Origin of the sequence: Microcoleus sp. Pol12B5 (assembly GCF_036701335.1) — a bacterium.
In the GTDB taxonomy this organism is placed as follows: Bacteria; Cyanobacteriota; Cyanobacteriia; order Cyanobacteriales; family Microcoleaceae; genus Microcoleus.
Genome location: NZ_JAUBQQ010000073.1, coordinates 1 through 10,350, shown reverse-complemented (window position 1 = coordinate 10,350; position 10,350 = coordinate 1). Strand labels below are relative to the sequence as shown.

Genomic DNA, 10,350 nt, shown 5'->3' with positions numbered 1-10,350 from the left:
CCCGCACCTGCACCGACACCCCGTCCAAGTCCCGCACCAGCACCAGCGCCAGCACCAGCGCCAGCACCAGCACCAGCACCGGCACCTGCACCAGCGCCAGCACCAGCACCAGCACCAGCACCGGCACCAGCACCGGCACCAGCACCGGCACCAGCACCAGCACCAGCGCCAGCACCAGCGCCAGCACCAGCGCCAGCACCAGCGCCAGCACCAGCACCAGCACCAGCACCAGCGCCAGCACCAGCACCAGCGCCTGCAACGGGCCCAGTAAGTCTGTGCCGCCAAGTAGAACCTCGCGTAGCACCGAGGGGTCTAGCTATCCGCACCGAGCCTTCAAAGACTTCTGCTGTTAAAGGCGGTGTACCGGCTAACGGTCAAGTAACGCTTGTACCGAATTTCCAGTTAGTGAAAGATAAGAATGGAGAAAACCGCAATTGGGTTGAGATTTCAGCCCCTGTGGCCGGATTCATCTCGGCTGGAAATTTGATCATGTGTAAGTAAACTTGTGAGTTCGATCGCTCTTTTTGACTAAAAGAGCGATCGACACCGAAAATAGTTTTAAGATTGTCGCGCAGCCAGAAAACAACGCGGAGCCGAGATTGCTTCCTGGATTTAGGCACGAATAACTTATTTCTGTCGGCAGCCAGCGGTAACAAATCTTTCTGTGCCTCTGTTTTTCGTCGGTTGCCTCAAGTCTTAGCTTCGTTCCTCGCAACGCATCCGGGGTGAAAGAATTTAAGCAAAAAGCCGATCGACCTTTCTACCTACAGCGCCCGCTTGCCCAATCTTGGTGTCCGCGATTTGGTTGACACTTCGATTGTCGGCCAATCCAGACAATTTCCCACTTATTTTGCCTGAGTCTGAGTTCGATGCGGTTTCGCATTCCGACAACAGAATCGTCAGCTAAACCGACGACGGTTTGGACAATTACCGCTGTGCACTTCTCAATCACTACAGCAGTAGCCCAAGAGGTCAGCCAAGGACATACCAGAATCAATCGATCTTGAACATTTTCCAGCGCATCACTAAGCACTTCTCGACTCTGACCACGGTTAAACACTAGCCGATCTTCATATTGCTTATCACTGGGTTCATCGACCTGACTTGTGATGATATCAGGTCGATTTTCTAACAGAGACTTTAAATCGTCTAGTTTTTGCTCTATTCTCTGGTTTTGCTCAAGCAGGCTGCCATGACTCTCACTCAATTTGTCTAATTGTTGCTGCAACTCTCTCAAGCGTTGATTTTGCAAAATTAGTTTGGGCTTCTGTTTTTGAGAATTGTCTTTATTTTCATTAGACATAGACACATTACCTCAAATTTTTTTATACAGCGGTTCCCTAAAGTAGGAGTACCTAAGCTCCTTCTGAGTATATCAGTCAGCCAAAAAAAATTTAGCTGTCACCAGGTGACAGCTATTTTGTTTATCAAAAAGGCGGACATTATTGCCCGCCCCATCAAATTTGTTTATCAAAAAGGCGGACATTATTGCCCGCCCTATCAAACTAGCGATTAGTCATCAAACGATCGACTATCGACTTAGTAATCGAAGTCGCCGCCGCCCATGCCGCCGCCAGCGCCTGCAGCAGCGCCATCCTTCGGTTCAGGCTTGTCAACGACGATGCACTCGGTTGTCAGCACCATACCAGCAATAGATGCGGCATTTTGCAGAGCAGAACGAGTCACCTTCGCGGGGTCAACGATACCAGCTTCAAACATATCGACAAACTCATTTGTCGCTGCGTTGAAACCAACGTTGAACGGCTTTTCTTTGACGCGCTCAGCAATCACAGCGCCATTCAAACCAGCATTTTCAGCAATCCGCTTCAGAGGAGCAGCCAGAGCCCGTGCCACAATCAAAGCACCGGTCAATTCTTCGCCCTTGAGAGTGCTATTAGCCCACTCTTCCAATTGAGGAGTCAGGTGAGCCAAAGTTGTACCGCCGCCAGGAACAATTCCTTCTTCGACAGCAGCTTTGGTTGCGTTGATCGCATCTTCAAGACGCAGTTTGCGATCCTTCATTTCTGTTTCGGTAGCCGCGCCGACTTTGATGACTGCGACGCCGCCAGCCAATTTGGCCAAACGTTCTTGCAGCTTTTCTTTGTCGTAGGAAGACTCGGTTTCGTCCATTTGACGGCGAATTTGTTCGCAGCGAGATTTGACTGCGACTTCGTTACCTTCGGCAACAATTGTGGTGCTGTCTTTGGTGATGGTGACGCGGCGAGCTTTGCCGATTACTTCCAGCTTGGTGTTTTCCAGTTTCAAACCGGCATCTTCGGTGATCAGTTGACCGCCGGTCAATACGGCGATATCTTCTAACATGGCTTTGCGTCGATCGCCAAAACCAGGTGCTTTAACAGCAGTCACGTTCAACACACCGCGCAGTTTGTTGACAACGAGGGTAGCTAAAGCTTCTTTCTCAATGTCTTCTGCAATGATCAATAGCGGGCGGCCGGAACGGGCTACTTGTTCGAGCACTGGTACTAAGTCTTGTACCAAGCCGATTTTCTTGTCTGTCAGCAAGATGAAGGGTTCTTCGAGAATCGCTTCCATCCGTTCGGTGTCGGTGACAAAGTACGGAGAAATGTAGCCTTTGTCGAAGCGCATCCCTTCGGTGATTTCCAATTCGGTGGTCATAGACTTCCCTTCTTCCAGGGAAATAACGCCTTCCTTGCCCACCTTGTCCATTGCGTTGGCAATCATTTGACCGACTTCATCGTCGTTACCAGCAGAGATGGAGCCGACTTGAGCGATGGCTTTGGAATCTTCTACTTGTTTGGCGTGTTCGGCAATTTTTTCTACCAAAAACGTGGTTGCTTTGTCAACACCGCGCTTGAGGGCGATCGCATTTGCGCCGGCTGCTACGTTACGCAGACCTTCTTTGACCATGGCGTGAGCCAAAACGGTAGCTGTTGTGGTACCGTCGCCTGCTGCGTCGTTGGTTTTGGAAGCTGCTTGACGGATCAGGGCAACGCCTGTATTTTCTACGTGGTCTTCTAGTTCGATTTCTTTGGCGATGGTAACACCGTCATTGACGATTTGAGGAGCTCCGAATTTCTTTTCGAGAACCACGTTACGGCCTTTGGGGCCGAGGGTTACGGCCACTGCTTCGGCCAAAATGTCCATACCGCGTTCGAGGGCGCGACGTGCATTTTCGTTGTAGATGATACGCTTAGCCATAGTTTTTGGGGATGAGAGGGTTTGAGATTTTGGATGGGGGATGATGGATTTTAGTCATTTGTCCCGTGTCATTAGTTGTTTGGCGGCGTTCGCTTTAAACTAATGACTGATGACTAAGGACTAAGGACTAAGGACTGATGACTAATGATTATTAGTTAACGATCGCCAGAATGTCTTTTTCTGCAAGCAAGACGTATTCGTCTGTGCCGAGTTTGATGTCGGTGCCGGCGTACTTCGAGTAGAGAACTTTGTCGCCGACTTTGACTTCCATTTCAATGCGGGTGCCGTCGTCATTGCGCTTGCCGGGGCCCACGGCCGCGACTTCGCCTACTTGGGGCTTTTCCTTAGCTGTGTCGGGCAGAAGGATGCCGCCAGCGGTTTTTTCTTCGCTAGCGCTTACTTTTACGAACACGCGCTCGCCTAACGGTTTAACGGTAGAAACACTCAGTGATACTGCTGCCATAAATAAATCTCCAGATTACAGATTGTCGTCAGTCGTCAGGGGTCACGATGAAAGCAACAGCGGACTACTTACAACTGACATATTAGCACTCTCGACTCCTGAGTGCTAATTTAGCTCTAGAAAGGGGCGATCGCAACTTAGTTGCCAGTACGGGTTCCCGAACCGAGCATGAGTTGAGGGGAAGGAGGGGGGGAGTGCAGGGCTGTTTCATTCTCCAAAAAACTAGGATTTTGTAGGAGGGTAGTGCCCCCGTGCCTACCCTCCCCACCGACGATTTTTCGGTTATTTCATAGGTAGGGGCAGCGACGTGGGGCAGCCCCTACAAAAGAATGAAACCGCCCTGGGAGTGGAGGCTGTGGTGATGACTTTAGACTGCCAAACAATTACTTTTGATTGATGAATAAAATGACAGAAAATAACCAGGAATATTGCAGCCAAGGCTTGAGCGCTTGCGTCCAAAGCCTGGGAATCGCTCAAATCGAGCGGCATATTTTTATCTGTGCCGACCAAACCGTGCCTAAGTGCTGCGATCGACAAACCAGTCTGGAGGCGTGGAATTACTTAAAAAAACGCTTGCAAGAATTGGGGTTGGACAAGCCAAGTGCCACTCGACCAACCTGCGTCTTTCGCACGAAAGCCAATTGCCTGCGAGTGTGTGCGTCTGGCCCGATTATGGTAGTCTATCCAGACGGAGTGTGGTATCGCGACGTTACTCCACCCGTCATTGAGAGAATTATTCAGGAACATCTCCTAAACTCAAAGGTCGTTCAAGAATACGCTTTCTTGACTCATCCTTTGCCAGTGCCTTCTGAGGCGGAGCAAAACGTTTAATTATAGAGCTGTTAAAGTACATGGGTATAATTAAAGGTTAAATTTAAGGTTAAGGGTGAGAATTTGAGACAGTTTGGCTTGCGGGCGATCGCACCCGCTACAGCTCCATAAAACTGTAGTTAGGTTCTTGTCTTCCCTGTATGGCTTCCCGTGTTCCTGGTGTTTCTCAAAAGGTACACCAAAAAAATCGATCGGAGGAACTGAGAAATTTTTGCACAAAATTTCTCAGTGGCAGACACTCAGGAGGTTGCCAAACTACACTAGAAACAGTTAAATACGTAAGTAGGGAGTCTGCTTAAATTTCTCTATATCAGAAGTATCATTTAAAACCGGGGCATTAACCTGAAATTGAACCGATCGAGATTAAATATTTAACTTGCGCTCTGTTAGGCAATCTCCAATCAATCAAGGCTGATCTTGACAGGGCGATCGTCCATTACTGGTTTTGGCTGCGTTCCAGGTCGTAAGACACTCAGAAACAGCCGTCGATTACAGGTTGGGAAGCGGTAATACCCGCCCCGCTTTCCCTCACCGCCATCCCTTCAGTCGATCGTCGTCCTCCACTCCCAGCCGGGTGGCGGGGGACTGACCGAAAAAACAGAAGTGAAAACAAGGAAGTATGCGGGATACTTTAGCGGGAATAAACATGACAAAGGACAATAATTCAGGAGAACAAAAACGGCTGATGCTGGTTGACGACGACCCCAATTTGATCTTGCTGGTCAAGGACTACTTGGAGTTTCGGGGTTACAACGTCATTACAGCAGAAAACGGCAGAGACGCTCTGGAAAAACTAGAACAAGAAGTTCCCGACTTGATGATCTGCGACGTGATGATGCCGGAAATGGACGGCTACACTTTAGTCAAACACATCAGAGAAGACCCTCGCACGAGCTGGATTCCGGTTCTTTTCTTGTCCGCAAAAGGTCAAAGTTCAGACCGAGTAAAAGGCTTGAGCACTGGGGCTGACGTTTATATAGTCAAGCCTTTTGAACCAGAAGAACTGGTGGCCCAAGTGGAATCTTCTCTGAAAGCAGCATCCCGCTTGATTAGCCACTCAAATCCCGGTATGGACAGTGGCCCAAAAATTAAGGCGCGCCGCAATGTCGAATTGACTCCCACTGAGTTAAAGGTCGTACAGTTGCTAGCGCAGGGTATGGCAAACCGCCAGATTGCAGACGTGATGAATGTCAGCCAGCGGACTATCGAAAGCCACGTCAGCAATATGCTGGGCAAAACAGGTCTGCACAACCGGACAGAGTTAGCTCGCTGGGCTCTTGAAAGCAAAAAGGCTTGAGCCGAGGTAGTCTGCGCTATGAAATCAGGGGAGCAAAATCTACTGCTATGCGCTTCGGTATGCCTGCTTGGCGGTAGGGCGGTGGGCACGGTAGTTTGAAGGCGCCATTAACCTTGACACGGCAGCCGGTATTGAGTTACTAGGCGTATAGTTTGTGAGGGCCCCTCGCTCAAATGCAAGCAGGGTTAAAAGAACCCTCTGGCGGTAGAGCCGAAAATATGAAATACTGGGGAGATGGAGTTTTCTGAAGTCTAATCTATTGCCTCAGTTAGCTCCATGTTGCTAAAATGTGATATTTAGATTAACTTCTTTCTACAATTATTAGGTCTAAGTTTCTATGACAAACTTAATGAACCGCCTTTCTATTTTTGTGGACGGGAACAATATGTTCTACGCTCAACAAAAGAACGGCTGGTTTTTTGATCCTCGCAGGGTGCTCGAATATTTCAAAACTTCGCAGCCGAATGTCATCTTGATCAATGCTTTCTGGTATACGGGTCTGAAAGACCCCCAAGATCAAAGGGGATTTCGAGATGCTTTGATCAGTCTAGGTTACACGGTTCGCACTAAAATTCTTAAGGAATATTACGACGATGCTTCGGGCAGATATTCTCAAAAGGCTAATTTAGACATAGAAATTGTGGTTGATATGTTTAATACCGTGGATCAATACGACCAGGTTGTGCTGTTTAGCGGGGATGGCGATTTTGAGCGGGCGATCGAGCTGCTCCGCTCGAAAAATACTCATATTACTGTGGTATCAACCGAAGGAATGATTGCTAGAGAGTTACGAAATGCTACAGATAGGTATATAGACCTAAATGAAATTAGGGAACATATCGAGAAGATGGATTATTAGTCAGTAGTTATTAGTCATTAGTCATTAGTCATTAGTCATTAGTCAGTAATTATTAGTCATTAGTCATTAGTCATTAGTCAGTAGTTATGGGTTAGGGGTTATTAATTATTCGTTATTGGCGCGAGACAGGGGACTGGTGACTGGAGGCTAAAATCCAGAAAAACGGACAAGTAAAAATCAGGAAAACACTTTTTAGAGCTATGAAAACTCAACCAAGTCAAGACCGGATTATTATTTTCGATACGACTTTGCGGGACGGAGAACAATCTCCGGGTGCATCTCTGAATGTGGATGAAAAGCTGACGATCGCTCGCCAGTTAGCGAGATTGGGCGTAGATGTGATTGAAGCGGGTTTCCCTTTCACCAGCACGGGAGATTTCGAGGCAGTCCAAAAAATAGCCCGATCGGTTGGCACGGAACATGGGCCGACAATTTGCGGTTTAGCACGGGCGAGAAAGCCGGATATTAAAAGAGCAGCAGAGGCTCTGAAACCAGCAGCCAATGCGCGAATTCATACGTTTCTGGCTACGTCTGATATTCACTTGGAGTATAAGCTGAAAAAGACGCGGGCTGAGGTTCTGGAAATTGTGCCGGAAATGGTAGCTTACGCTAAGTCTTTTGTGGATGATGTGGAGTTTTCGCCGGAAGATGCTTGTCGTTCGGAACCGGAGTTTTTGTATCAGGTTCTAGAACGAGCGATCGCAGCGGGTGCAACTACTGTTAATATTCCCGATACTGTCGGCTACACGACTCCGAGCGAGTTTGGGGCTTTGATTCGCGGAATTAAGGAAAATGTGCCGAATATCGATCGCGCAATTATTTCGGTTCACGGTCACAATGACTTAGGATTGGCTGTTGCTAACTTTTTGGAAGCCGTAAAAAATGGTGCCAGACAGTTAGAATGCACGATTAACGGAATTGGCGAACGGGCGGGAAATGCGGCTCTGGAAGAGTTGGTAATGGCGCTTTACGTGCGGCGTCAATATTATAATCCGTTCTTGGGCAGGGCTGCGGATTCTGAGGAACCGCTGACAAATATTGACTCGCGCCAAATTTACAAAACTTCCCGCTTGGTTTCTACTTTGACGGGGATGTTGGTGCAGCCAAATAAGGCGATTGTCGGGGCAAATGCTTTCGCTCACGAGTCGGGAATTCACCAAGATGGAGTGCTGAAAAATAAGCGGACATACGAGATTATGGACGCTGAGTCGATCGGCTTGACGGAAAATCAAATCGTCTTGGGCAAATTGTCGGGCCGCCACGCATTTCACACTCGCTTGAAAGAGTTGGGTTTTGAAATGGCCGACGATGAGCTAAATAAGGCTTTTGTCAAGTTCAAAGATTTAGCGGACAAGAAAAAAGAGATTACTGATTGGGATTTAGAGGCGATCGCCAACAACGAAGTGCACCAAGCACCGGAACTGTTCCGGTTAGAATTGGTGCAAGTTTCTTGCGGTGACAAATCTCGCCCGACAGCAACCGTCACTGTGCGGAATCCGGCGGGCGAAGAATTGACCGATGCTGCGATCGGCACTGGGCCTGTGGATGCGATTTACAGGGCAATTAACCGGGTGGTAAACGTACCCAACGAGTTGATCGAGTTTTCTGTACAATCGGTCACAGCGGGCATAGATGCGATCGGCGAAGTAACAATTCGCTTGCGCCACGAAGGCAAAGTATTTTCCGGTCACTCGGCAAATACCGACATTATCGTAGCGTCTGCAGAAGCATACATCAGCGCTTTAAATCGCCTGTATCAGGCATTGCAGCATAGTGCTGAAAAATCCTCGGAACAGCCAACTCAGATCAGGAATGAAGTTGTTGCAGAAGCACAGCGCTGATAAATTTACTGTCAGCCATTTTTCTTGAAACAAACCGCAGACGAACCCAGGTGGAAGCAGATAAATCTCAATTAATCTGCCTTGATCCGGGTTTATCTGCGGTTTAAAATTACTTTTTTTTACTAATAACCAACTCTTGAAAAATGCAAGACGAAACTTTAAAAAAAGAGCGGCAATTCCACGATGCTTGGGCATCCACAATCGATATTGACGGCATTCGAGTCAATGATTACTTTGAAGCTTGTACCGCCCCAGAAAATAGATTTATCGTCCAGCAAATGGGCGATATTACAGGCAAACGCCTGTTAGATTTAGGCTGCGGCGCGGGAGAAAACAGCGTTTATTTTGCTAAAAAAGGCGCCGATTGTGTGGCTGCCGACTATTCTCAGGGCATGGTAGAAGTTGCTCTGAAATTGGCTGAGAAAAACGGCGTCAAAATAGACGGCTGCACGGTGAATGCAATGGCGCTGGATTTCCCGGACAATAGTTTTGATATTGTTTACGCTTCTAATTTGTTGCACCATTTACCGGAACCAGAAAAGGCAATTCGCGAAATGCACCGGGTGCTAAAACCGGGTGGCAAAGCTTGCTTTTGGGACCCGATGAAGCACAATCCGGTGATAAATGTTTACCGCAGGATGGCGACTGAGGTGCGGACGGAGGATGAAAGTCCTTTGGATATTAATATTGTGAATTTTGTCAAGTCTTTGTTTTCGGAGACGGCTTATGATACGTTTTGGCTGACATCGCTTTGGGTTTTTTTGCGCTTTTATTTGATAGAAAAAGTGCATCCAAATGAGGAGCGTTATTGGAAAAAGATTATCATTGAACAAGATAGATTGAAACCGGAATACTGTCGGTTAGAAGAGTTGGATGGATTTTTGAAAAAGTTGCCTTTGATGAAGCGCTTGGCTTGGAATTTGGCTGTGGTGGCAACGAAGTAATTAAAAGAAGTACAATAAATCAAAGCATTTAATTAAGAGGCTAATTATGCCAGAAACTATTACTGCTATCTACGAAAACGGGGTTTTTCGTCCCTTGAGTTCTGTGTCTTTCAAAGATGGGGAAACTGTGCAGATTCAACTCTGGCCAGATGATCCAAAAAAGCAGGCAGAATTGGCAATCCAGTTCTTAGTTGACCGAGGATTGGTGACTCCACTACCTAACGATCCCCATAACGTCGAGGCTGTCACTGATGAAGAGGTGTATGAATTGGCTAAAAGGTTAGGGGCAAAACCGGGCAAGCCTCTATCAGAAATGATTATCGAGGATCGCGGCCCGTGGTAAACATTTATTTTTTGGATAGCAGCGCCCTCATCAAAAGATATGTGGTTGAAATTGGCAGCCCTTGGATAAAAATGCTCACGGATTCCCAGACTGGTAACTCGCTGCTTCTAGTCAGCATCACCTGGGTGGAAGTTCTTAGTGCTTTTGCACGCAGACAACGTGAAGGCGGTATAACTGCTGCGGAAGTTGCTGCACTTATTGCAAAGTTTCGCTCTGAATTCAATAGTCGGTATAGAGTTATCGAAGTTGATCTGGCACTGGTTGAAAGGGCGGGTGAATTGATTATTCAATATCCACTGCGGGCTTATGATGCTGTGCAATTAGCGTCTGCTTTGCGCGTTCAATCTCTTTTAACATCCATCCCAGATACTCAACTAATTTTTGTTTCGGCGGACAACAGATTGCTGGATATTGCTCAGTCGGCAGGGTTTGCTATTGATAATCCTAATAATTATCCGTAATCAAGCTGTTTGTAGTCAGGAATGCAAGTCTTCATACAAATCAGAGGACTAAAGTCCAATGGCACTGAAAAAGTGAGCAAAAAAAAATCTGTAAGGCAATATATATATAGATCATTGCCTTACAAACACAA

The 10,350-nt window shown here is 47.4% G+C and carries 11 protein-coding genes; 7 read left to right on the top strand and 4 right to left on the bottom strand.

Annotation, left to right across the window (positions count from 1 at the left end; genetic code table 11):
* From QUA24_RS22955 to groES, 4 genes are all read right to left on the bottom strand, one after another.
* The coding region (locus QUA24_RS22955) for a hypothetical protein (RefSeq protein ID WP_333232327.1) at positions 1 to 259 on the bottom strand (259 nt) is incomplete at its 3' end.
* Positions 260 to 760: 501 nt separating this feature from the next.
* Positions 761 to 1,303, bottom strand: coding sequence for a hypothetical protein (locus QUA24_RS22950; protein ID WP_333232325.1), 543 nt, complete (start codon positions 1,301 to 1,303; stop codon positions 761 to 763).
* A 236-nt stretch (positions 1,304 to 1,539) separates the two neighbouring features.
* On the bottom strand, positions 1,540 to 3,180 hold the full coding sequence (gene groL, locus QUA24_RS22945; protein ID WP_333211804.1) for a chaperonin GroEL: 1,641 nt from the start codon (positions 3,178 to 3,180) through the stop codon (positions 1,540 to 1,542).
* A 151-nt stretch (positions 3,181 to 3,331) separates the two neighbouring features.
* Positions 3,332 to 3,643 carry a co-chaperone GroES gene (gene groES, locus QUA24_RS22940; protein ID WP_332945088.1) on the bottom strand — a complete coding sequence of 104 codons (312 nt, stop codon included), beginning with the start codon at positions 3,641 to 3,643 and terminating at the stop codon, positions 3,332 to 3,334.
* A gap of 405 nt (positions 3,644 to 4,048) precedes the next feature.
* Between groES and QUA24_RS22935 the strand changes: the two genes are divergently transcribed.
* From QUA24_RS22935 to QUA24_RS22905, 7 genes are all read left to right on the top strand, one after another.
* The gene (locus QUA24_RS22935) at positions 4,049 to 4,474 is read left to right on the top strand and encodes a ferredoxin (RefSeq protein WP_333232323.1); all 426 of its coding nucleotides are present in this window, start codon (positions 4,049 to 4,051) and stop codon (positions 4,472 to 4,474) included.
* A 646-nt stretch (positions 4,475 to 5,120) separates the two neighbouring features.
* Positions 5,121 to 5,771, top strand: coding sequence for a response regulator transcription factor (locus QUA24_RS22930; RefSeq protein ID WP_333081102.1), 651 nt, complete (start codon positions 5,121 to 5,123; stop codon positions 5,769 to 5,771).
* 337 nt (positions 5,772 to 6,108) lie between these two features.
* Complete coding sequence (locus tag QUA24_RS22925; protein WP_006633075.1) at positions 6,109 to 6,630, top strand: LabA-like NYN domain-containing protein; 522 nt, start codon at positions 6,109 to 6,111, stop codon at positions 6,628 to 6,630.
* Positions 6,631 to 6,830: 200 nt separating this feature from the next.
* A complete protein-coding gene (locus QUA24_RS22920) occupies positions 6,831 to 8,471 on the top strand; it encodes a 2-isopropylmalate synthase (RefSeq protein ID WP_333232321.1) in 1,641 nt (546 codons plus the stop codon).
* 143 nt (positions 8,472 to 8,614) lie between these two features.
* Positions 8,615 to 9,415 (top strand): class I SAM-dependent methyltransferase, encoded by an 801-nt coding sequence (locus QUA24_RS22915; RefSeq protein ID WP_333232319.1) that lies wholly within the window; start codon positions 8,615 to 8,617, stop codon positions 9,413 to 9,415.
* Positions 9,416 to 9,461: 46 nt separating this feature from the next.
* Positions 9,462 to 9,758 carry an antitoxin family protein gene (locus QUA24_RS22910; protein WP_333232317.1) on the top strand — a complete coding sequence of 99 codons (297 nt, stop codon included), beginning with the start codon at positions 9,462 to 9,464 and terminating at the stop codon, positions 9,756 to 9,758.
* Positions 9,752 to 10,219 (top strand): type II toxin-antitoxin system VapC family toxin, encoded by a 468-nt coding sequence (locus QUA24_RS22905; RefSeq protein WP_333232314.1) that lies wholly within the window; start codon positions 9,752 to 9,754, stop codon positions 10,217 to 10,219. Before QUA24_RS22910 ends, QUA24_RS22905 begins: the two co-directional genes overlap by 7 nt.
* Positions 10,220 to 10,350 lie beyond the last annotated feature (131 nt).

Bases quoted from the DNA above. Each gene is read 5' to 3' on its own strand.
- QUA24_RS22950 (WP_333232325.1), bottom strand. From the start codon at position 1,303: ATGTCTAATGAAAATAAAGACAATTCTCAAAAACAGAAGCCCAAACTA.
- groL (WP_333211804.1), bottom strand. From the start codon at position 3,180: ATGGCTAAGCGTATCATCTACAACGAAAATGCACGTCGCGCCCTCGAA.
- groES (WP_332945088.1), bottom strand. From the start codon at position 3,643: ATGGCAGCAGTATCACTGAGTGTTTCTACCGTTAAACCGTTAGGCGAG.
- QUA24_RS22935 (WP_333232323.1), top strand. From the start codon at position 4,049: ATGACAGAAAATAACCAGGAATATTGCAGCCAAGGCTTGAGCGCTTGC.
- QUA24_RS22930 (WP_333081102.1), top strand. From the start codon at position 5,121: ATGACAAAGGACAATAATTCAGGAGAACAAAAACGGCTGATGCTGGTT.
- QUA24_RS22925 (WP_006633075.1), top strand. From the start codon at position 6,109: ATGACAAACTTAATGAACCGCCTTTCTATTTTTGTGGACGGGAACAAT.
- QUA24_RS22920 (WP_333232321.1), top strand. From the start codon at position 6,831: ATGAAAACTCAACCAAGTCAAGACCGGATTATTATTTTCGATACGACT.
- QUA24_RS22915 (WP_333232319.1), top strand. From the start codon at position 8,615: ATGCAAGACGAAACTTTAAAAAAAGAGCGGCAATTCCACGATGCTTGG.
- QUA24_RS22910 (WP_333232317.1), top strand. From the start codon at position 9,462: ATGCCAGAAACTATTACTGCTATCTACGAAAACGGGGTTTTTCGTCCC.